The sequence below is a fragment of the Sphaerospermopsis sp. FACHB-1194 genome, from assembly GCF_014696235.1.
GTDB classification, from domain to species: Bacteria; Cyanobacteriota; Cyanobacteriia; order Cyanobacteriales; family Nostocaceae; genus Sphaerospermopsis; species Sphaerospermopsis kisseleviana.
The window spans coordinates 36,430-58,026 of record NZ_JACJPU010000004.1; the positions used below are offsets into that span (position 1 = coordinate 36,430).

Genomic DNA, 21,597 nt, shown 5'->3' on the forward strand with positions numbered 1-21,597 from the left:
TCCGAACTGCCACACTTTTATTATGTTGTCAGGGAATAGGGAATAGGGAATAGGGAATAGGGAATAGGGAATAGGGAATAGGGAATAGGGAATATTTATTTTTCTTCTTCCTCCTGTCCCCAGTCCCCAATCCCCAGTCCCCAGTCCCCAGTCCCCAGTCCCCAGTCACCAGTCCCCAGTCCCCAGTCACCAGTCCCCAGTCACCAGTCCCCAGTCCCCAGTCACCAGTCCCCAGTCACCAGTCCCCAGTCCCCAGTCACCAGTCCCCAGTCCCCAGTCCCTAATCACCATTCACTAACATCTTTACATTATGCCAACTTACAAAGGAATTTCCAGCGAAGCCTTCAGACATCCACTAGATCGCCAAGCCGAGGAAGCTTTACGCAGTTTACCGGGCTTTGATTTAATCGCTCGTAAATTTGTGGAATTTGTCTATGAACGTCCGCAATTAATTTATTTAATGGGCAATAATATCCAAGTTGGACCACGCCAATATTCCACTATTTACCAGATGTTTCGCGAATGTGTACGGGATCTGGATATTTACCCAGAACCAGCACTATTTATTTCACAAAACCCCCAAGCCAACAGCTACGCACTAGGGCAAGAAAATCCTTACATAGTAGTTAACACTGGTATACTCGACTTACTCAATGAAGCCGAAATTAGGACAGTATTAGCCCATGAACTGGGGCATATTAAATGTGGTCATACTATTTTAATTCAAATGGCGATGTGGACAATGAGCGCCGCTTCTACCATTGGCGAATTAACCTTTGGTTTGGGAAATTTAGTCACTCAAGCTTTAATTTTTGCCTTTTTTGAATGGCGACGTAAAGCCGAATTATCCGCAGATCGCGCCGCATTATTAGTCATGGATGACCTCAATACAGTCATCTCAACCATGATGAAAATATCAGGCGGTAGTAATAAATATGCCCATGAATGTAGTTTACAAGAATTTATTCAGCAGTCAGAAAAATATCAAACACTAGATGATAATAGACTCAATCAAGTATATAAATTTCTCATGTATAATGGCGCTCAAGGAATGATGATGAGTCATCCTTTCCCTGTAGATAGAGTGCATTATTTACGCACTTGGGCAGTATCAGAAGAATATCAGCAAATCAAGCAAGGTAACTATCAAAAAACCCCATCAGAAGGTGCAGTAAATGTTAAAGTTGAAACACCTGAAGATGAAGCAGAAACATTAAGAAAACAAATTGAAGAATTACAAAAAGAAATTGACAAAATGAGAAAGTGAGGTAATTGGTAATTGGTAATTGGTAATTGGTAATTGGTAATTGGTAATTGGTGATTGGGAAAAATACAAATAACTTCCCCTGCTCCCTGCTCCCTGCTCCCCTGCTTCTTCCCTAGTCCCCATTCCCCATTCCCCAGTCCCCATTCCCCAGTCCCCAGTCCCCAGTCCCCAGTCCCCAGTCACTAACTTTCTGGTTCGCAGTCAGGAACACCTTCTCTAAATACCCGACTAGCGAGAATATCAACCGCTTCAATGGTAATTAAATCTTGTTTATTTAATTTTTTGCCACTACTCAATAAACGATTAGCTTGACGCAAACGCGCCCTGTCTATAGCATTTCTCACACTACGAGCATTAGCAAAATGGGGCATATTCTTCCGTCTAATTAAATATTCACGGAAAGCTGTTTCTGCTTCTGAACTAAAACAATAGTTCTGATTTTTGACTATAGATTGAGCGATAATCATCAAATTATCAACACTATAATCATTAAACTCAATGTGTAACCCAATCCGGGAATTCATTCCTGGATTACTATGAAAAAAATGCTCCATTTGAGTTTTATAACCAGCAAGAATGACAACTAAATCATCTCGCTGATTTTCCATTACCTGCATCAAAATTTCAATGGCTTCTAAACCGAAATCTCCGGGATGATCAGGACGATATAAAGTATAAGCTTCATCAATTAACAAAACACCACCCATTGCATTATTTAACACTTCTCTGGTTTTGGGTGCGGTTTGTCCAATACCTTGCCCAACTAAATCATCTCTCGTGACTAAAATTACGCTTTCTTTGCGGATGTATTCTAAACGATAGAGAATTTCCGCCATCCGCATAGCTACAGTAGTTTTACCCATGCCTGGATTGCCTAAAAAGGTCATGTGTAAACTAGGCGCACCAGCATCTAAACCCAGACTTTTACGGATACGGTCAACCAACAACAAGGCCGCCATTTCTTTAATCTTGGTTTTGACGGAATTTAAACCGACTAATTCCTGATCTAATTTATCAAGAATGTCTTGTACTTGAGATTCCCGGAAAGCAGTCTCTAAATCAATTTCTCTTTCTTCAGTAAGGTTATTGTTGATTGCGGTTTTTTCTAATACCTGTTCACTCATGACTATCACCTCTGATCATGACTTTTGATAATGACTTTGATGATAGCGTCAAGTTGGGAAATATAAAAGAATGTAATTCTAATACCTCTTATATATATTTCTTTATTATCAATTTCTGAATTTAGTCATAGAGAAAAAATATAGGTAATTGGTAAAATTTCACCGGGTTTTCAATCTCTGTCCCTAAACGTAGGAAAATTGTGAGAGTATGACTTATTCTCCAGTCTTAAATTTGATTTAGGTTGTTCTCAACATGAATATTCAATTGACAAAACGGTTATTAGCGTTAGTGCTTGTTGTTTTTTTAGCTTTGTTATTACCAGAAATTACTATAGCTTCTGCTGATAGTTCATCTAGTTCATCTATTTCTCCTCAAGTCATTTTCACTGCATTTAGCGAAAATACTAAAGATACTATTACTGTTTCCGAAAATGATTTAACTCCCCAGGAACGTCAAAAACTGCAAGCTGTCCGTCAAAGACGCAACAAGGAAATTCTGGTAGTTTTAGATGTTGAACAACAGAAACAACTTGCCTATCATTTACATCATGGTAGTAACCTTAACGAAGCAATAGAAGCGGTTAATTTAAGCTCAGAGCAAAGGGATTTAATTAATGCAATTATGGATTTTACTAATTTGAAATTGCAGGGAATTTTTTCCCATCATGCTTTACTTGACCGTCGTCAATAAGTTTATAGCAATTCCCTTGAATTTAGTAAAGTAAAATATTTAGATACCCCTTATTCAGCAGTTCCCCGACTTCTTTTATTTCAGGACTTACGCAAAAAATAACGAAAGTAGAACACCGATTGATTAATCGTAAGGGCGAAGCATTCGGACAGGTCTAATGGTTTCAGCGATAGGTTATCACCCGAATGCTTCGCCCCTACAAGGTAAAGGGTTTTAGCTATTTTGACTTGTACTGAGCGACTTGTACTGAGCGACTTGTACTGAGCGCAGTCGAAGTAAGTCGAAGTAAGCCGAAGTGCTTTCAAAAAGTGCAAGCTTTTATGAGGTGGCAACTGAAAAACCTTGCACTTAATTCCTACTTAAAGAAAAAATAGTTCCTATCCAACTCTTGAAACTGTCACCGTGGCGTAGCATCTGTCACTGGTCCTTCACAGATAACTTTTTCAGCAAACCCTAACTAACCAGTAACTTCAGCCATTTCAATCACACGGCCTTCATAGTCCTTCACCAAAAAATTCAAAGGTTTTTGATTGCGAATTTTAAACTTCAAACCCCGCACTTCCACCCGCATTAAAATCAACTCCAAACAATCACGGTCAAAACAAACATGACGCTGTTGATTTTTAGTTCCTAAACTCGCACCAGTAATAATGTGCAGTTGAGTATTTTTCTTTAATTGATACCATAGTCCATCACTGCCATTAGTCATGGTTTTATTAGACCAACTGGGACTAGAAGACATATAAAGCGGATCAATCCCCGTTGCACCAATAGTTTGTTCGTAGTTGTAATAATAGTGCAAAGGTACTTCCGCAGCGGGCAAATCTAGCAAACCTTCATAGAGTTGTCGGGCAATTTCCAAATCTGACACCATCACAGTATAAACTTTTGGGGCGCTGGTAAGAAACATCCACATTGCACCAGCATAAGCCGCCAACAGCATAATCATAATGCCTTGGGTAGAGAAAAGGCTATCCAAAGGCAAGGAAGGTAAGAAAGAAGCTAAAGTCAAGGAACTATGCAATATAGGTATCAAATTAGCTGCTATAACCATGAATAAATGAAGATTGTATAAAGGAGCGGCTTTTAGTATCGTCAATAAAGACTAGCATATAGCCATTTTTTTAGTTTATCTCAGGAATAGGCGACTGGGGACTGGGGACTGGGGACTGGGGACTGGGGACTGGGGACTGGGGACTGGGGACTGGGGACTAGGAATCAATCCAAAAATTACGCAAAATATCTATCTCTCAAACCCTTAGTTCTCTGTGTTCTCTGTAGCTCTGTGGTTAGTTTATTCTATGGCTTGCGTGTAAGTCCTACAATTTCATTTTTCCCAATCACCAATCACCAATCACCAATTACCCATGACTGTTTACTAACCTTGACTATGTATATTTTAACAACCATTTACTAAAACGCTTGTGCAAATACCATCCTTTCCTGAAGCTAACCATCCGCTGGTGAAGTCGCTGTTTCATCACAGTGATCAAGAACTGCTGACTTTGTTGAGGCGCTATCCTGATCATGGCAAATACTTTACTGCTATTTTTTGCCGTTATAGCCCTATAGTCTATACTTTGATTCAACATTCGGCGCGATCGCCTGTCCAGGCAGATTATCTATTTGCGCTGACTTGGCGACATATATATTATGAACTCGGTGGACTATATTTAACTAACCCAGAAACAGGGGAAGAAGTATTAACTCTGCAAAACTGGTTAATCAACATTACAGCTTTTTGTATTAATGAAATGAAACTACCACCAACGGAGGCTATTCATTATTCACTTAAAGACACGTCACCCCCGTTATGGTGTTATATAGAACAGGCATTAGATCAAGTACCGCCATTATTGCGCTTGATTGTCTTAATGGCGCAAACTTTCCATTGGAGTGAAACTCGCATTTCTGCTTACTTACAAGCTGAAGGTGAAAAAATTTCTCCTCAACAAGTAGCCAATTTGCTTCAAGAAGGTTATCGTATGCTAGAAGACAAATTACCAGCTGATATTCACGCTATTTACTTAGATGAAGATACTGCTTAAAGCTGAAGATGCTATCCGTCGTCGCTTGGGTATAGCTCGTGATCATCAGGATTTTCACAATCAGATTTTTGCACTTAATAATCATTGATAATTTATCGCCCGAATGCTGATGCTTCCAGCACGCTTCGCAAATGCCCGTACAGGAGTCAGGATAAAAATGACTAATAACTAATAACTAATAACTAATAACTAATAACTAATAACTAATTCAAAAACACTGATCCATTTGATTCAATTCTCATTGCACTTCTATCCTGGTTGACATCAGTTGTTTCTTTTAATGTCACTTCTAAAATTCCTGTTTCTTCACCAGGTTTAGGTGTCACCATCAAAAGTCCTCGATCTTGTCTTTGAAATGTCACTGTGACAGGTGTATTCAAACCGCGAAGGGTGACATCTGATTTACCTGCTAATGTACGTGGTTCTGTATCACCAATTACTTGATAAGTTATATCTGCCCTTGTATCATTAATTAATTGGATATTTGCTTTACCATTTGCTAAATCAATTCTGGTGCTGGGTTCTTGTCTTTGTTCTGGTGCAGGTGGTTGTAACACCCTACCGGAAATGGGAGGAGTTGGTTGTTGTTGCGTATCACTTCCCGGTATATACCCCCGCTGGTAAAGATTATAAGGCGGTTCATTAAAAATACTAGGATTGGGATTAAGTGGTGATGGTGCTTCACCTCCAACACCTAAACCTCTTTGGTAAGGTAATGGGATAACAGGAATTGGTATTATCCCTAGTTGCATGAGTCTGAGAGTTAAAGCATTAGGGGGACATCCTGCGGGAACTAATACCCTATAATTATGTGGTTCTTCGTAGAAAATACCCGGACAAGGATTCACTTTAGAAGTCGGTTTTGGTGACATTTGTTGTGCCATTCCAACTTGAGGAATAACTGATAAACCAATCAGTAAACTACCACAAACAGTCCCAACTAATTGAGTATTTTGGGCAAAATTCATTCCTCTTACTCCTGTAATTTGATTTGAGATTTTGGATTTTGGATTTTAGATTGTAGATTTTAGATTGTAGATTTTAGATTGTAGATTTTAGATTTATATCCCCTCTTCCCTCTACCACTTTCACCAATTACCAATTACCAATTACCCATCACCAATTACCCATCACCAATTACCTAATTAACCTTCTTCCCAAAGTTGGCGAATTTTATCAGGCAACCAGATGGAAATTTCTTGAATTATTTCTGGTGATAATTCGTCTTTTGTGGCAGAAAATACAGCTTTAATTACTTGTTCTACTTCTACATTTGGTGGCATTCCACCTTCATTTGCAATTCTAAATAAAAAGCGATCGCTATCAATTCCTTTAAACATTCCTATCGGTTGTAAAGGTGGACGTATGCGGCTTAAAAATGCCACAATTGGATTTGTATCATGCCATAAATCAGCAATTTCTAATTGCAGGGATTTATCTTTAGTTATTTCTGCTGGTTCATGCAGTTCTACTTCTACTCTGTCAGCAGTTTCAGTATTCATTAAATCCCGCATTACCCGAAATACAACTTCTGTTAAATCTCTTGCATCAAAAATATCTGTCACCCCACTTTTAACCATCACCTTTTCTAAAAAAGGTAGATTTTTATCAGCAATAGCAACTGCTGGTTTTCCATTTGATACTTTTGGTTTATTATCTTCTAATTTCTCTAATAGTTTCTGACCTTTTTCCGTCATTTCTGCTTTTTTGAAAGTAATCAAATGTGGTAATGGTCCATCCGGTGCGCCCAGAGTATTAGCAATTCGCAAATCAAATTCCTGGGGATGAATTAAATCAGGAACATCTTCTTGAGTTGCGTAAGCATTACCTGTAAACTCAGCATTGATATAATGCTTTTGATTTAAATAATCTAAATGTCCTAAAAAGTCAGCAATTGTGATTCTATGTCCAGGAAAATCATCTTGATTAAAATGTATTTCGTGCATTCCCTGACCAGTTGCGTTGATTTTTTTGAGTAAATTGTAAGTGACATCTTCTCTGATATAAATTGGCATTTAATCCTCCTATATTCTATATAGAACCAATTTTTAATCAATATTAATAGACATTCCAATCTATCAATGAAATCAAAATTCAAAATTTAATTAGTGATGTGTACGGATTTTTGTTCAAAATTCAAATATTATTCCTATAGATATAGCGTTTCCCAGTCTCATGAGGTACACTCTAATTTATTTACTGTTCTCAATTCTCAATTCTCAATTCTCAATTCCCAATTCCCAATTCCCTAACATAAAAAACTTTGTACCTCACTAGCTTGGTAAATGCTATTCTCATATTAAATTATGCAACTAGCTTTCTTCATCTATCACAAGAAACAAATGTTGCATAAATAAGTAACTCAACCGTAAAAAATGTCATACCTAATATCCAGATCCCCGACTTCTACCGACTCTTGAGGGCAACCACAGGGGGTTTGCCCCTACTGAATTATATTTAATACTCCAGAGAGATGGGTAAAGTGACAATAAAAGTAGTACCTTTACCAACAACACTTTCCACTTGAATTTGTCCTTGATGATGTTCCACAATAGCTTGAGCGATCGCTAAACCCAAACCTGAACCAGTGCTATTTTCCCTTATTTCCCGACTTTGATGAGAACGCGCTGGATCTACACGATAAAATCTATCAAACAATCGTGGTAAAGACTCACTAGGAATACCAATTCCCGTATCACTGATTTTAATTTGTAAACAAGTAAAACCATAACGCATTCCCGCAACTCGCCCTAACTCCACCTGTACCTTTCCTTGAGTTGGAGTATATTGCAAAGCATTACCAATTAAATTTGTAAATAACCTTACCAGTTCATCCCAGTTACCCATCACAGTAAACCAATTTTCCTGTAATTCTGGGTCAATTTCCCCTGGCGGATCAACTAAATTCAAAGTTAGATAAATTTCCTTGTCTGTAGCTAAAAGTTGTTGTTCTTCCACCACTTCTATTAACAAAGCATCCACAGGACAAGGTGAAAATAAAACTGCACCAATACCACTATCTTGTCGTGCAAGAAATAATAAATCATTCACCAACCTACCCAAACGCTGAGTTAATCTTTCTACTAATTTTAACTGTTGACGATAATGAGAAATACTACTAGATTCTAAGTCTAAATCAGCCAACGCCACTTGTACATTAGTTTGAATTAAAGCGATCGGACTTCTGAGTTCATGGGAAGCATCAGCTGTAAATTGTTTTAACCGTTGGTAAGACTCCCCCACAGGTTCCATCGCTTTACCAGACAAAAACCAACCACTAGCAGCTACCGAAAGCACCATCAACCCAGTACCCAAACCCAAATCAAAAATTAACTGACGACTGGGTTTAGTCACTTCAAACCAAGGATGACTCACACGCAGATAACCTAAAACCTGTCTTCCCACCTCTACCCGATGGGTAACTTGTCGCAATAACAGTTCTGAGTCTCCCCATCCCCCCATCCCCACTAGACGCACAGTTTCACCCGTATTACTATGAATAGGAATATTTAAAGCTTCGGAAAAAGTTGACCACCGTAATTCACCAGTGGGACTAAACCATTCTAGGTCAATATGATCATCTTCCGCTGTATCAGCATTATTCCGAAAACTCGCTTCTACATTGACACGGAGTTCATCAGGTTGTACATTAACGGGTTCAATGACTAAAGAACGCTCTACCACTTCCACCACATGATTTAGGGTATCATCAATTCTTTCTATCAGAGTGCTGCGGACATATAAATATACCCCAGTGGCAAACAAGAGTAGTAAGATAGCAGTAACAGCAGTGTACCAAAGAGCAAGACGGCGACGAGTAGCTTGAAACATTACACTAGGGAATAGGGAATAGGGAATAGGGAATAGAACAGTTTGTTTTCGTCCAACTTACAACTTCTATATTTCCCCATTTTTAAATATCTCTTAACCAAAAATTAATATATTAGTTAGATTAATTAACTACTACATCTAAATATTAACTCTTACCTCTTACCTCGTGCCTTCTGCGTGACATCTACTAGCCCGTAATTAATTATGCCAAAATCTAAAAAGACTGCCCCTAGCATTAACCTGAATGATTCAAAATACTATATCAACCGCGAATTAAGCTGGTTAGAGTTTAATAGTAGAGTATTACACGAGGCTTGTGATCAACGCACCCCACTACTGGAACGGTTGAAATTTTTGGCTATTTTTAGTTCTAACTTAGATGAGTTCTTTATGGTGCGAGTTGCAGCCTTAAAGCAACAGGTAGACGCTAAAGTAAACTCCTTAACTCCTGATGGACGGACACCCGAACAACAACTAGATGAAATTAGGTTGCACCTGAACCCGTTGGTGAAAAAACAGAACGAACAATTTGAACAAGTTTTACAACCGCTGTTAGCCAATCATGGTATTCATATTCTGAAATATATAGAAATGAATGAAAAACAGCGAAATTATTTAGATAACTACTTTAAAGAACAAATCTTTCCCGTACTGACTCCTTTAGCAGTTGATCCTAGTCATCCTTTTCCCTACATTTCTAATCTCAGCTTAAATTTAGCTGTGGTGGTGAAAAACCCAGAAACAGAAGAAGAATTTTTTGCCAGAGTTAAAGTTCCTAATGTTTTACCGCGATTTATACCTTTACCATCAGAGTTAGGAATTGACAACAACGGAAAAACCGCTAACTGGATCGGTGTACCATTGGAACAGGCGATCGCTCACAATCTAGAACATCTGTTTCCAGGGATGAATATTCAGGAATATCACCCCTTCCGCATTACACGGGATGCTGATCTAGAACTCGAAGAAGACGAAGCCGATGATTTATTATTAGCTATTGAACAAGAATTGCGTAAACGTCGTATGGGGGGAACACCAGTTAGGCTAGAAATTCAATCCCAAACACCAGAAGTTTTACGTTCTCGGTTATTGCAAGATTTGGAATTAAGCGAAAATGACGTTTATGCCGTAGATGGTCTATTGGGACTACGAGACTTGATGTATTTTATGGCTTTACCATTGCCAGAACTGAAAGATCCCCCACGTCAGTCCGTTGTTCCTTCCCGCTTGCAACGCCTCAGAGAACCCAGTATAGACCCAGATGTATTAGACGTAGAAGAAGGAAAAGATTTTTTTGCTGTAATTCGGGAAAAAGACTTACTGGTACATCATCCCTATCAATCATTTTCCGGCACAGTGGAGCGTTTTATTACCCACGCTGCCTGGGACCCTCAAGTATTAGCTATCAAAATGACGCTTTACCGGACTTCCGGGGATTCACCTATTGTTAATGCTTTAATTGCCGCCGCAGAAAATGGTAAACAAGTTTCTGTATTAGTAGAATTAAAAGCTCGGTTTGATGAGGAAAATAATATTTACTGGGCTAGACGTTTAGAAAGAGTTGGTGTTCACGTTGTTTATGGTTTAGTCGGTCTAAAAACCCATAGCAAAATTGTCATGGTAGTGCGCCGAGAAAAAGATCGGATGCGTCGTTATGTACATATTGGGACAGGAAATTACAACCCAAAAACAGCACGACTATATACAGATTTGGGTTTGTTGAGTTGTCGGGAAGAATTGGGCGCTGATTTAACAGATGTGTTTAACTTCTTAACAGGATATTCTCGCCAAAAAACCTATCGAGAAATATTAGTTGCACCTGTGAATATGCGCGATCGCTTTCTCGAACTAATTAACCGAGAAATGGAAAATGTCCAAAATGGATTTTCCGGGCGCATTGTTGCTAAAATGAATTCCCTCGTCGATCCGGAAATTATTACTGCCCTATACAATGCTTCCCGTGCTGGCGTACAAATTGATTTGATAGTCCGGGGTATATGTTGCTTGCGTCCAGGACTCAAAGACATCAGTGAAAATATTCGCATTATCAGCATTATCGGTCGCTTTTTAGAACACTCCCGCATTTTTTACTTCTACAACAATAATCAAGAAGAAATATATATCGGCAGTGCTGACTGGATGCGTCGTAATTTAGATCGTCGAGTCGAAGTTATCACACCTATTAGAGATCCAGAAATTGCTAAAGATTTGCAAGAAATTCTGGGAATTATGTTAGCAGATAATCGTCAAGCTTGGGATTTACAAGCTGATGGTACTTATATCCAAAGACGACCCTATGATGATTCTCAAGAAGCTAATTCTCAAAAAATTCTCATGTCTATGGCTTTACGTTCTACACACACCACATAAACAGGGACTGGGGACTGGGGACTGGGGACTGGGGACTGGGGAAATGAAGAGGACAAGGAGCTTTCTAGCAGGGAGCAAGGGGGAAAATACCTCTCCCCTGCACCCCGCCCCCCGCCCCTCACAGGGGTAGGTTTTTAATATTATCTGTTGAGGCAGGACTAGGAAGACAAGGAGGGAAAGTAGACAAGGAAGATTTTCTCCGCACAATAGTCTTTTTGTTACCAAGATAATATGATTTTGTACGGTTTTCCTCCCTTGTCCACTATCCTTCCTTGTCCCCCAAGTCTTGCCCTCACGACAATGTAAAATACCTACCCTTGTGAGGACCCCCGCCCCCCTGCTTCTTCTGCCTCCTGACTCCTGCCTCAAAACTTCATCATTTCTTTATACACAAACACCCGTTATTCATCCGTAGGATAGAGTTAAGACAGGCACTTACTCCCATACACTATAGATACTCTTGTATATAATTTTCAGTTTCCGGGAATGGTAATGTTGTCCTGTGAGTCTTTTTCCTTGCGCGTTCTATTGGTTGATGATCATGAACTAACTCGTTTAACCCTACAGTTCGCTTTTTCTGCTCAAGAGAATATGCAAGTTGTAGGTTTAGCTAGTAATGGTCAAGAAGCTATAGAAATGGTCAAAAGTTCCCACCCTGACGTAATTGTGCTAGATTTACATATGCCAGTTATGGATGGTTGGCGTGCTTCCGGTTATATTAAATCTATATCTCCAAATACTCAAATCCTGGCTTATTCATCAATAGATGATGCACACTTGCAACAAACAAAGGCAATGCCCAGTTTTGATGAAGTTTGCAAAAAAGATGTACCCACAACAGAACTCATCGCTTTGGTTAGACAACTAGGCCAGCGTGCTATCAACAATTCAGTGATGGGTTAGTGAAGATTTTTTTAGGAAAATCAAGATTGTCGGCTGTACCGGAAAATTACGGTTGCCGACGTATATTTTGATTTTGCTTATTTTAGATTATTTAGGGTTTGCTGAATAAACCTAAAACCTTGATATATCAAAGGTTAGAGACTGATAAACAGGAAAAAAGTGCAAGGGTTTTGAAGGGTATACCGGAAAAAGTGTGCATTTTTTGGGATTTCAAGAGATGGCAAAGAAATTTTCAAATCTCCTCCTGACTCCTGACTCCTGACTCCTGACTCCTGACTCCTATGCCCTCACGGAAAGACTTTCTCAGCAACCCCTAATTAGTTTCTGATTCGGGAATATTGCGTCTAAATTCATCAATTAAATCATCTAATTCTTCTAAAGCTTGATTTACATCAACTCTCAAAGTGCCTAAATTTGGTTGTTCCAGAAGACTCAGCAAGTATTCACGTTTACTTTGAACTGAGGCAATTCGTTCTTTAAGTGTTTGTAGATCCATTGTTTTATTCCTATTTTACCTATTCTTCATTAAACTTAACGCAAAATCGGCTAAAGCTGATCAATCAAGAATAGATCCCTGACTTCTCAAAGAAGTCGTGGATCTGGGTAAGATGTTAAGAAATGATCAACATTTCAAATCATGCTGGGCAAAATTTCTTTGGGAACACTCGGTTTAACCTTGGGTAGCATATTAACCATTGTCGGTTTCGTCGCTTATGCTGCTGATAACGCGACTCTCAACTTGGTGGGCTTTTTTTATGGCTTTCCTCTCTTGCTGGGAGGTTTAGCACTCAAAGCTAATGAACTCAAGCCCATACCCTTTAGCCAACCTACCACAGAATCAGTATTAGCACTCAGAAAACAACAAGCTACTGTAACTCAAAATAAAATCCGCACTGACATAACTAGATTTTGCTACGGACAAGAAGCTCATTTAGACCGGGCGTTGACATACTTAGGTTTGAATCCTAACGATGAAGAACGTCCAGTAGTGACTGGTTTAAGAGAAATAGAAGTTAACGGTGCTTATTCCTTGATTTTAGAATTTGATTCGCCTTTTATTCCTCTTGATATTTGGCTACAAAAACATGAGAAAATGACTAAATACTTTGCTCCTAATGTTGAGGTGAAAATTACACAACCTGATGAAGATAGAATTGAACTAGAATTAATTACTACTCAAAATTAATGGGTAATGGGTAATGGGTAATGGGTAATGGGTAATTCGTAATTGGTAATTGGTAATTGGGAAAAATAAAATGATTACCCAGTCACCAGTCACCAGTCACCAGTCACCAGTCACCAGTCACCAGTCACCAGTCACCAGTCACCAGTCACCAGTCACCAGTCACCAGTCACTTTTCTAATCTCACAGCATACCACTGTAAATATTTTCCTGGTCCTACATCTAATTCACAACTGGTATCAATTAAATATTGTGCTTGTTCTGTGACAGAATCAAATTTCTGGATATCAGGAGTTAAGTCATCAAAAGCCAGTTGTTTTAAAGTATTTTCCAGCTTTTCTAGTAATTCTGATTTCGTCAAAAATTGTTCTTCTTGGTTAGTTTCGAGAACAACAAAATTGTCCTCTTCATACATTAATGGATGTGGCATTTATGAATTTATTTGCTAAATAAAGGTTAATTAAATTGTGTGTCAGGAGTCACCAGTCACCAATCACCTATGATGGATAAACTGGTAAAGTAAAATGAAACCATGCACCACCATGAGGATTTGCATCTACCCAAATTTGACCATAATGCGCTCTAATAATACGTTGACATAAAGCCAGACCAATCCCATAACCATCTGTTCCTTCATCTCGTTGCAGACGGAAATGATTTTCAAAGATGCGATCGCGGTTTTCTGGGGGAATACCAGGACCTGTATCACCAATACTAAACTGTACTTTTTGAGTGGTGCGGTGTAGTCCGGCTAAACTAATCATGCCTCCTTCGGGTGTATATTTAATAGCATTATCCAATAAATTTACTAAAACTTGACGGATACGCTCAGGATCGGCATATACATAAGGTAAATCTTTGGGGATATCTGTTTCTATTTTTTGAGCTTTGCTAATATAGCGATCGCGTAATTCTTCCAATACTTCATAACTAAGTTTTCCTAATTCTACTTTTTGTGGTATGATATTAAATTCTTTATCATTTCCCCTTCCCACTTGTAACAAGTCAGCTATCATCCGGTCAATGATTCGTGTTTGATTACGGGCTTGTTTTAAAAAATGTTCAGCCATAGCTGGTTTTAAACGGTGAAATGCTCCCTTTTCAGAATTGTAGTTATTTTGAAGCGTTTCTATAGCTATAGCAGCAGCAGTTAAAGGATTACGGAGGTCATGGGCTAACATTGCCATTACCCGGTCTTTAAATTGTAACTGTTCTTGCAGTTTCTCTTTTTCCTGCTTCAAGTTAAAAATTTCATCTGAGAGCTTGATCAACTCCGCAGAAACAGCAACAGAATGTATGGTAGATGTGGGTAATGTTGCCCGCACATTCTCATCTTTGAGTTCTTGTAAGTCTTCCTGTAACTTTAAGAAAGCGTCTACAGCAACTTGCCAGCGAGGCCACCAGTTTTTTAATTGGGTTATAATATTGCTTCCCGCCAGAGTCTGTTGAGGTTCTGGATGAATTTTAATTAAAGCCGGCGTTGCTACTAATTTAAAATGTTCCGCTAGATACGGTTGTTGGCCGACATCAATAATTTGTAGTTCAAAACTATACTCTGTTTCTAATTCTCTTAAATAAGAGCGTATGCGCTGTACCTGTTGTCGGGACTTTGGTCGTCCATCGACAAAAAGCAACAGCTGGAGTGGAGCCTCAGAATAGATAGGCTGATCCTGGGAAACTTGCATGTAATCTTGTTTCAGCACTGGTAACAACCTGGCGACGCTTTACAGAAAGTAAAATAAACTGACGGTTGTCGATGGTCGTTGTTTTCTTCCAATTTAATATCTATTTTAAATTTTTCATACACCCATCAGATTGGCATTTTTGACATGAGAAAAATCTTTGTGGGACTTTCACTGTCTTTGACGCTGGGTTTTACTCCCAGTTTTGCCTTAGCTCTGGAATATAAGTCTCAGTTAGACCTGAGTCAAAGTGTTGATTCAGTAGCAGGAGAAAATATATTTTATACCAAAGCTATGCAGCTAGTACAACAGCAGATTTATTTAATTGCTCGACTTGAGCAAGCACTGAGCAGTTCAGACCCCAACAGAATGAGATCCGTGAGGGGGCAATAACTGTTTATACCCATTCTGTAGAAACTTTTCTCAAACGTCAGTACCCAAGTCCGAAAACTTTGTGTACCGCAAAAGGAGATTTGTCTCAACAGTCTGATTTAACTGTGCAGTTAACTGATTCTCAATTACAAATTTACTGCTCTTTGTATGCTGCCAACCAGGAATTGTTAAAATTATCCCCAGTTACAGATCGGCTGTTGTCTCGACGGGGTGAGTTAGGGTTAGTGAGAAAGTTACCTTTGGTTTCTGGAGAAAGAAAATCAGATCTGGTGATTTCTATTGCACCAGTACAGCGTCCTGATCTTAGTAAACCTGCAACACCTTTTATTCCTAAAGAACCAAATTTAACTTCTTCCCCATTACCAGTGGTTGGCAGCCCGGCAAAAACAGCTATAGCTAAACTATAAACCGCCTATCCAGCCCGCGATCGCACCACCAGAGGAAGCTATCAGCACTCTTAGAACTGCCAATCAAATCTTGCAAGCAGCCCAAAAAAGATTTCCTGACAACATCAAATTTATCAATCCACAGGAAGACGCAGCGACACTAGACCGTTTTGCTTACGACATTGATTCCCAAGAAAAACAAATCTACACTCAGTTTTTGCAATTGCCTAACACGGGCATTTTTCGAGTTTTACCTGATTCAGCCTACCGTCGTCGGCCGAATACCCTCCAAAATCGATTACAACCAAGTGTTATTGAGCGTTATCCTTTTCCCTCTGTAGGTGAGGGTAAGGGAGATTTTACTCCTAGTTTAGCATTGAAAATGATTGACGATAACTTCCAGTTATTCCCTCAAGGAATAGATTATGGTTTTATCGTTAATATAGGTGATGTACCTTTAGAAAAATTGGATGGTAGACTACAAACTCTTGATCTATCAACGCGGGACTTTTTTCTCAACTACCAACCACCGAGAGAGTTAAAAGCCTTACAGGTAGATAGAAGGCGGTTTATTACAGGTAAAAATCAAAATTGGCAACAGTCGCAAATTTATTTGAGTGGTGCTAAAGCGGAAGTAAATAAAACTTATTTAGTGCGATCGCTCCAATTTCAACTCCCAGAAATCATCTCAGAACGTCAACCCGTACGCCGTTAAAATAGCCGTATCAGGCAACAATTAACAGAAGTGCCTAGTAGTGATACTATCATAGCCTTTCGTGCCGTGCGTCGCCGTCCTGATGGCAGCTACACTATTCTTTGGCGAGTTCTCAACCAGTTACCCGCACCGCAAATAAATGATTTAGAAAAATATGTGATTGGTGATTGGTGATTGGTGATTGGTGATTGGGGACTGGGGACTGGTGATTGGTGATTAGGTTATTTATCTCCCTGTTCCCTGTTCCCTGTTCCCTGAAATGCTAATGTAGAAATTGATAATAAATATCTATTTGTGATTTCCTGTGGTGCTTTATAAAAATCCTGTTATCTTTTTCAGTATAGCTGTTTTACTTTCTACCTTAACAGCCTGTGCTAATGGTCCTACTGCCAAAAATTTAGAACAGTCTTTAGCAGCAGATCCTAGACTGCAAACAAATACTGCGGTTTTTGGTGAAAACAAGAATCCAGAAATATCAACTGCACCTAAAGTTGAATTACCTGCTGACTTTCCTCAAGAAATTCCTATTTATCCCAATGCTAAGTTAGCAGAAATTCAACCTGCAAATAATAATTCAGATAATTCAGATAATTCAACAAATTCAGAAAATCAAACTGAAAATAGAATTGTAACTCGTTGGCAAAGTGCAGATCCTAGTAATATGATTGCCAACTTTTACAGCAGTGAGTTTAAAAATCAGAATTGGCAAATTTTACAACAACCACAAGACGATACAGAAGGAACTTTTGAAGTCAAGCGGAATGATTTATTATTGAAAGTAGCAATTAACCCAAAAACCGTTACAAATCCAACACCAAATCAACCACAAACAGCTACAGAATTAACAATTGAATATACATCTAATAAGAGTAATAGTGTAACTGCAAATTCTGGGACAAATTCTGGGACAAATTCTGGGACAAATTCTGGGACAAATTCTGGGACAAATTCTCAACCAGGAGATTCGCAATTTATTGGACCAGTTTCACCAGGGGTTGATGTTTCTAATCAACCAACAAATACAGAAATTACAGCAATTGAAAATTCACAACCTCAAGAATTTACTGATTTGAATAAAGTACCACCAGAATGGCGGAAACAGATTGAAGATTTAGGTAGATTAGGAGTTTTATCAATTGCATCAAACTCCAATAACAGCAATTCTAATCCTACAAATGCTCAACAATTTGCACCTGATAAAATCATCACTCGCAGAGAATTTGCACGCTGGTTAGTAACTGCAAATAATGTCATGTATGCTAATAATCCTGCGAAAAAAATTCGTTTATCGTCCACAAATACACAACCAGTCTTTAGAGATGTTTTACCTAAAGATCCTGATTTTCCAACTATTCAAGGATTAGCAGAAGCGGGATTAATTCCTAGTATTTTATCAGGAGATACAACCGCAGTTTTATTTCGTCCTGATGCACCTTTAACCAGAGAAAATTTATTAATGTGGAAAGTTCCTTTAGATACCCGTCAAGCTTTACCGAATGCTAATTTGGAAGCTGTGAAACAAACTTGGGGTTTTCAGGATACAGAAAAAATTGATCCTAAAGCATTAAGAGCAATTTTAGCTGACTTTCAAAATGCAGAACAATCAAATATTAGGAGAGTTTTTGGATATACTACTCTTTTTCAACCGAAAAAAGCTGTAACTCGTGGGGAAGCTGCTGCTGCCATATCTTATTTTGGTTTGCAAAGTGAGGGGATGTCAACTACTGAAGCTTTGAAGTTGAAAGGGGAGTAAATTGTCAGAGTGAGGATTTTTGGGATTTGGGTATGTACAGGATTGATTTATTTGTCTGAATCATGATGTCCGGGATTTGAGGATTTATGGCTAACGCCACGCTTCGCTATCAGGATGAGATTTAGGAAGATAGAAAACTGTTATTTTATAATTAAGGAGTGATAATTTTTGATAAAATAAGATATTGAATTATTATTTCTAGGGTAATCTTAATTAAGAACACATACACAAAAACCATGAATCAGCTTTTAGAACAAGCATTCGCTTTAGTATCACAGCTACCAGAACAAGAACAAAATGAAATTGCTCAAATAATTTTTCAAAAAATAGTTCAGAATCAACAATTACTGCAACCCAAATATATGGATAAAAATATAGATTTTATGCAATTTGCTGGTATTGCTAATTCAGAAGAATCTATATTGTTACAGCAGCTTGAACATGAGATTGAAGAACAAAGATTACTAGACTCATCAAGGGAAATTGAATTGTGAAAAAAGTGATGTTAGATACTAATATCATCTCATATTTTTTGCGAGGTGAAACACAAGTAGTTCAAAAACTTCGGGAATATCAAAAAGTTGACTTAAAAAATAATCTAAAGTTTAATTCCTAGTTATTCAAATTCCTTCTGGTTGGCAAATTTTTAGATTGTCAGAATCAGGATTTACAGGATTTGAGGATTTACAGGATGTTATTGTGAGAGATGTTCCAGGTTTAACTATAGGTCTAATTCCAATAATGTTTGATCATATCTACCAGTTAATAACCAGTATATTGGTGCTATTAAACCAAATGGTTTCCATATTTTAGGATTTTTAATACCTTGATATCTACCTTGACAATTTGCTTGTGAAGTATCTCCTATCATCCCAAATGCAGAATAAGCAAAATAAGCAACTGCACAATTCCAATTATTACTCCAAATTTGTAAGGCTAATTTTGTATGAGGAAATTTCAGATCCACAAATTGATGCAGATTATTTTTGTAAGGATATACTTCAGGTAGATCAAAATGAGAAAACATTACTGCTATGCGATATTGAGGTTTATCATTTTGATAGATTTTTAAATTTAATATCCTTTCTAATACTGTGAGACTGTGAGCTATTTCAATATCATTTATAGCTGTAGATTTAACCACTGCCTAATACTGGTACTTATTCTGGCATAAGATGGTGGTGAGTGGTGGTTTATTCAGTAATTGGGCGGACAATCTTGTTAGAATCTTTAATGCCAACCCACATCCTGTAAATCCTGAAATCCTGGATATCCTGATTCAGACAAAAAATCAAACTTCCATAAACTGCGGAGATTTGATTTCCGCATCCTCACCAAAATGCTTATCTACCAAAATAGCAACTTGTGAAGGTTGAACTTTAGTATACCGGGTTTTATCTGGCATGACTAAATTAGGTCCAGCCTTACAATTTTTCATGCAACCAGTACCTTTAAGATCAACTGTATCCTGTAAACCGCGATCGCTCAACTCAGACACCAACACCTGACACAACGCTTTACCACCGCGTTTCATGCAATCAGATTTTTGACACATTAAGATAGTTTGCTTTTTCGCTCGTTTGGGTTTACTCGTTTCCGGTGCTAAAGACACTCTTTCCATATTTAAATTAGGCGCAATTATTTCTACTTGAGAGCGCCCAGCCATTACCCGTTCAGCTTTTAACGTGACTTCCTCTTTTTTAGCGTCATACTTTTTAGTACCTACCACCTGTAACCAAGTACCACGAGGTAAACGCAAATCAAAAGCTACCCGTAAATGCTTGGCTAACTTTACATAACATTCACCGTCAGAAGTCGCTAATAATAAACCTTTTAACTTATAACCATCTTTAATCACAAAATCTAAAAATCTACCTTCTAGGCAAAATTCTGATACTTCTACACCAGTATAGATACTCATCTTTCGTTCACCCAAGATTAACTAACTACAAAGCAGATAAAAGGAAAACAGAAAATAATTACAAATTACAAGGCTTGATAACGCAAACGCAAACAATCTTTTAAATGACAAATTAAATCTTGACGAGAAGCTTTAACTTGTCTCACCACACTCCAAACTTGGATAGCTATTTGTGGGTTAGTAATTTCTACCTGCAATGGTTGGTTACTCTGACAATGACAAGGAATATCTAATTCATTTAAGCGTTGATAAACTTGCCAACGTTCTGACCAACTCACATCAATAACGTGCTGTGTTCCTAATTGTGAATTATGTGAATTAGAGAATTTCAAGTGAATTACCCTCAAAGTGCAACAAAATGGCAGTAAATAAAACAGAATAACCCCCTGTGACTGGGAGTTTATTGGACTTGAGCCTTATCAACCAGAATAGCGTAAGTGCAAATTATTGTCATTAAATTTGCAAAAAATTTTCATAAAACTTGAACCACCACACCCCGAAGGGTGTTATGCACAATGTGTAAATAAAGTCAAGGATATTAGCAAACAAACAGAGATGAAATTAATAGTTAACACCAGACATAAAAGGAAAACGAATACTTGCAGCGATAAAAATTAGAAATTCTGTCATATTTAGCAGACTGGCATGAAAATTTTTTAATGTTAAGATATAACAAAAAGCAGTAGTTGAAAAAAACAACTGCTACAAAGCGAGGAGAACCATGTCTGATACTCAAACTTTGATTCAAAATTTTGGTCAAGTATATGACAACCCTGTATTACTAGATCGCAGTGTTACCGAACCAGTAATTGAAGGATTTAATATTGCATTAGCTAGTTTTCAAGCACTTTACCTACAGTACCAGAAACATCATTTTGTAGTTGAAGGTGCAGAATTTTATTCACTGCATGAGTTTTTTAAGGAAAGTTACGAGGAAGTACAAGATCACATCCATGAAATTGGTGAACGTTTAAATGGTTTGGGTGGTGTTCCCGTAGCTTCTTTTACTAAATTAGCTGAATTATGCTGTTTTGAACCAGAAGCAGATGGTACATTTTCTTGCCGGAAGATGATAGAAAATGACCTAGTAGCAGAACAAGCAATGATTAGCTTAATTCGCCGTTTAGCCTCTCAGGCAGAGAGTTTGGGAGATCGGGGGACAAGATATCTCTATGAACAAATCCTGCTAAAAACAGAAGAAAGAGCTTATCATTTAGCACATTTTTTAGCTAAGGATAGTTTAACATTAGGTTTTGTTCAAAGAACCACAAACTAAATTTAACCTCATCTTAAATTTCTGCATTTATATAGATGCAAAATTTAGTAGAGT

At 38.1% G+C, this 21,597-nt stretch carries 27 protein-coding genes; 15 read left to right on the plus strand and 12 right to left on the minus strand.

Annotation, left to right across the window (positions count from 1 at the left end; all coding sequences use genetic code 11):
• Positions 1-28: 28 nt before the first annotated feature.
• Complete coding sequence (locus tag H6F45_RS03665; protein WP_190346490.1) at positions 29-190, minus strand: hypothetical protein; 162 nt, start codon at positions 188-190, stop codon at positions 29-31.
• 120 nt (positions 191-310) lie between these two features.
• On the opposite strand from H6F45_RS03665, the gene H6F45_RS03670 reads away from it, so the two are divergent.
• Positions 311-1,267: a M48 family metallopeptidase gene (locus tag H6F45_RS03670; RefSeq protein WP_190346491.1), complete on the plus strand. Its 957-nt coding sequence runs from the start codon at positions 311-313 to the stop codon at positions 1,265-1,267.
• A gap of 54 nt (positions 1,268-1,321) precedes the next feature.
• Entirely contained in the window at positions 1,322-1,453 is a 132-nt protein-coding gene (locus H6F45_RS26880) for a hypothetical protein (protein ID WP_277876952.1), read from the plus strand.
• Here H6F45_RS26880 and H6F45_RS03675 read toward each other — a convergent pair.
• Positions 1,450-2,391 (minus strand): AAA family ATPase, encoded by a 942-nt coding sequence (locus H6F45_RS03675; RefSeq protein ID WP_096570212.1) that lies wholly within the window; start codon positions 2,389-2,391, stop codon positions 1,450-1,452. The genes H6F45_RS26880 and H6F45_RS03675 overlap by 4 nt on opposite strands.
• 253 nt (positions 2,392-2,644) lie before the next feature.
• On the opposite strand from H6F45_RS03675, the gene H6F45_RS03680 reads away from it, so the two are divergent.
• On the plus strand, positions 2,645-3,082 hold the full coding sequence (locus H6F45_RS03680) for a hypothetical protein (RefSeq protein WP_096570213.1): 438 nt from the start codon (positions 2,645-2,647) through the stop codon (positions 3,080-3,082).
• Positions 3,083-3,539: 457 nt separating this feature from the next.
• Here H6F45_RS03680 and H6F45_RS03685 read toward each other — a convergent pair whose 3' ends face one another.
• Complete coding sequence (locus H6F45_RS03685) at positions 3,540-4,136, minus strand: glyoxalase-like domain protein (RefSeq protein ID WP_190346492.1); 597 nt, start codon at positions 4,134-4,136, stop codon at positions 3,540-3,542.
• A gap of 370 nt (positions 4,137-4,506) precedes the next feature.
• On the opposite strand from H6F45_RS03685, the gene H6F45_RS03690 reads away from it, so the two are divergent.
• Complete coding sequence (locus H6F45_RS03690) at positions 4,507-5,130, plus strand: RNA polymerase subunit sigma-70 (protein WP_096570217.1); 624 nt, start codon at positions 4,507-4,509, stop codon at positions 5,128-5,130.
• A 203-nt stretch (positions 5,131-5,333) separates the two neighbouring features.
• Here H6F45_RS03690 and H6F45_RS03695 read toward each other — a convergent pair whose 3' ends face one another.
• The 3 genes from H6F45_RS03695 to H6F45_RS03705 all read right to left on the minus strand — a co-directional run bounded on the left by H6F45_RS03695 (position 5,334) and on the right by H6F45_RS03705 (position 8,961).
• The gene (locus tag H6F45_RS03695; RefSeq protein ID WP_190346493.1) at positions 5,334-6,098 is read right to left on the minus strand and encodes a hypothetical protein; all 765 of its coding nucleotides are present in this window, start codon (positions 6,096-6,098) and stop codon (positions 5,334-5,336) included.
• A 177-nt stretch (positions 6,099-6,275) separates the two neighbouring features.
• Complete coding sequence (locus H6F45_RS27260) at positions 6,276-6,746, minus strand: DUF2267 domain-containing protein (protein WP_307722546.1); 471 nt, start codon at positions 6,744-6,746, stop codon at positions 6,276-6,278.
• An 841-nt stretch (positions 6,747-7,587) separates the two neighbouring features.
• On the minus strand, positions 7,588-8,961 hold the full coding sequence (locus tag H6F45_RS03705; RefSeq protein WP_096570223.1) for an ATP-binding protein: 1,374 nt from the start codon (positions 8,959-8,961) through the stop codon (positions 7,588-7,590).
• Positions 8,962-9,165: 204 nt separating this feature from the next.
• Here H6F45_RS03705 and ppk1 point away from each other — a divergent pair, with 204 nt between their 5' ends.
• Positions 9,166-11,331, plus strand: coding sequence for a polyphosphate kinase 1 (gene ppk1, locus H6F45_RS03710; RefSeq protein ID WP_137667378.1), 2,166 nt, complete (start codon positions 9,166-9,168; stop codon positions 11,329-11,331).
• Positions 11,332-11,823: 492 nt separating this feature from the next.
• A complete protein-coding gene (locus H6F45_RS03715; protein WP_137667379.1) occupies positions 11,824-12,234 on the plus strand; it encodes a response regulator transcription factor in 411 nt (136 codons plus the stop codon).
• A gap of 313 nt (positions 12,235-12,547) precedes the next feature.
• Here H6F45_RS03715 and H6F45_RS03720 read toward each other — a convergent pair whose 3' ends face one another.
• Positions 12,548-12,730 carry a hypothetical protein gene (locus H6F45_RS03720; protein WP_096570227.1) on the minus strand — a complete coding sequence of 61 codons (183 nt, stop codon included), beginning with the start codon at positions 12,728-12,730 and terminating at the stop codon, positions 12,548-12,550.
• Positions 12,731-12,871: 141 nt separating this feature from the next.
• Here H6F45_RS03720 and H6F45_RS03725 point away from each other — a divergent pair, with 141 nt between their 5' ends.
• The gene (locus H6F45_RS03725; RefSeq protein ID WP_096570229.1) at positions 12,872-13,420 is read left to right on the plus strand and encodes a DUF2854 domain-containing protein; all 549 of its coding nucleotides are present in this window, start codon (positions 12,872-12,874) and stop codon (positions 13,418-13,420) included.
• A gap of 49 nt (positions 13,421-13,469) precedes the next feature.
• Positions 13,470-13,598: an alpha/beta hydrolase gene (locus H6F45_RS26125; RefSeq protein ID WP_199301751.1), complete on the plus strand. Its 129-nt coding sequence runs from the start codon at positions 13,470-13,472 to the stop codon at positions 13,596-13,598.
• Here H6F45_RS26125 and H6F45_RS03730 read toward each other — a convergent pair.
• Together H6F45_RS03730 and H6F45_RS03735 are read right to left on the minus strand one after the other, a co-directional pair.
• On the minus strand, positions 13,587-13,847 hold the full coding sequence (locus H6F45_RS03730) for a chlororespiratory reduction protein 7 (RefSeq protein WP_096570233.1): 261 nt from the start codon (positions 13,845-13,847) through the stop codon (positions 13,587-13,589). The genes H6F45_RS26125 and H6F45_RS03730 overlap by 12 nt on opposite strands.
• 67 nt (positions 13,848-13,914) lie before the next feature.
• Positions 13,915-15,120 carry a histidine kinase gene (locus tag H6F45_RS03735; protein WP_190346494.1) on the minus strand — a complete coding sequence of 402 codons (1,206 nt, stop codon included), beginning with the start codon at positions 15,118-15,120 and terminating at the stop codon, positions 13,915-13,917.
• Positions 15,121-15,246: 126 nt separating this feature from the next.
• On the opposite strand from H6F45_RS03735, the gene H6F45_RS27265 reads away from it, so the two are divergent.
• From H6F45_RS27265 to H6F45_RS03750, 6 genes are all read left to right on the plus strand, one after another.
• Positions 15,247-15,492, plus strand: a complete 246-nt coding sequence (locus H6F45_RS27265) for a hypothetical protein (protein WP_347237701.1) — start codon at positions 15,247-15,249, stop codon at positions 15,490-15,492.
• Positions 15,493-15,572: 80 nt separating this feature from the next.
• Positions 15,573-15,899, plus strand: coding sequence for a hypothetical protein (locus tag H6F45_RS27270; RefSeq protein ID WP_347237702.1), 327 nt, complete (start codon positions 15,573-15,575; stop codon positions 15,897-15,899).
• A 70-nt stretch (positions 15,900-15,969) separates the two neighbouring features.
• A complete protein-coding gene (locus H6F45_RS27275) occupies positions 15,970-16,593 on the plus strand; it encodes a hypothetical protein (RefSeq protein WP_347237703.1) in 624 nt (207 codons plus the stop codon).
• 30 nt (positions 16,594-16,623) lie between these two features.
• Positions 16,624-16,767 (plus strand): hypothetical protein, encoded by a 144-nt coding sequence (locus tag H6F45_RS27280; protein ID WP_242027437.1) that lies wholly within the window; start codon positions 16,624-16,626, stop codon positions 16,765-16,767.
• A gap of 130 nt (positions 16,768-16,897) precedes the next feature.
• The gene (locus H6F45_RS03745) at positions 16,898-18,346 is read left to right on the plus strand and encodes an S-layer homology domain-containing protein (protein ID WP_190346495.1); all 1,449 of its coding nucleotides are present in this window, start codon (positions 16,898-16,900) and stop codon (positions 18,344-18,346) included.
• 236 nt (positions 18,347-18,582) lie between these two features.
• Positions 18,583-18,840: a hypothetical protein gene (locus H6F45_RS03750; RefSeq protein WP_137667381.1), complete on the plus strand. Its 258-nt coding sequence runs from the start codon at positions 18,583-18,585 to the stop codon at positions 18,838-18,840.
• A 227-nt stretch (positions 18,841-19,067) separates the two neighbouring features.
• Here H6F45_RS03750 and H6F45_RS03755 read toward each other — a convergent pair whose 3' ends face one another.
• The 3 genes from H6F45_RS03755 to H6F45_RS03765 all read right to left on the minus strand — a co-directional run bounded on the left by H6F45_RS03755 (position 19,068) and on the right by H6F45_RS03765 (position 20,599).
• Positions 19,068-19,490, minus strand: coding sequence for a hypothetical protein (locus H6F45_RS03755; protein ID WP_190346496.1), 423 nt, complete (start codon positions 19,488-19,490; stop codon positions 19,068-19,070).
• Positions 19,491-19,637: 147 nt separating this feature from the next.
• Positions 19,638-20,267: a (2Fe-2S) ferredoxin domain-containing protein gene (locus H6F45_RS03760; protein ID WP_190346497.1), complete on the minus strand. Its 630-nt coding sequence runs from the start codon at positions 20,265-20,267 to the stop codon at positions 19,638-19,640.
• Between the two features lie 65 nt (positions 20,268-20,332).
• Positions 20,333-20,599, minus strand: a complete 267-nt coding sequence (locus H6F45_RS03765) for an Asr1405/Asl0597 family protein (protein WP_096570245.1) — start codon at positions 20,597-20,599, stop codon at positions 20,333-20,335.
• Between the two features lie 389 nt (positions 20,600-20,988).
• Between H6F45_RS03765 and H6F45_RS03770 the strand changes: the two genes are divergently transcribed.
• Positions 20,989-21,543 carry a Dps family protein gene (locus H6F45_RS03770; RefSeq protein ID WP_137667384.1) on the plus strand — a complete coding sequence of 185 codons (555 nt, stop codon included), beginning with the start codon at positions 20,989-20,991 and terminating at the stop codon, positions 21,541-21,543.
• Positions 21,544-21,597 lie beyond the last annotated feature (54 nt).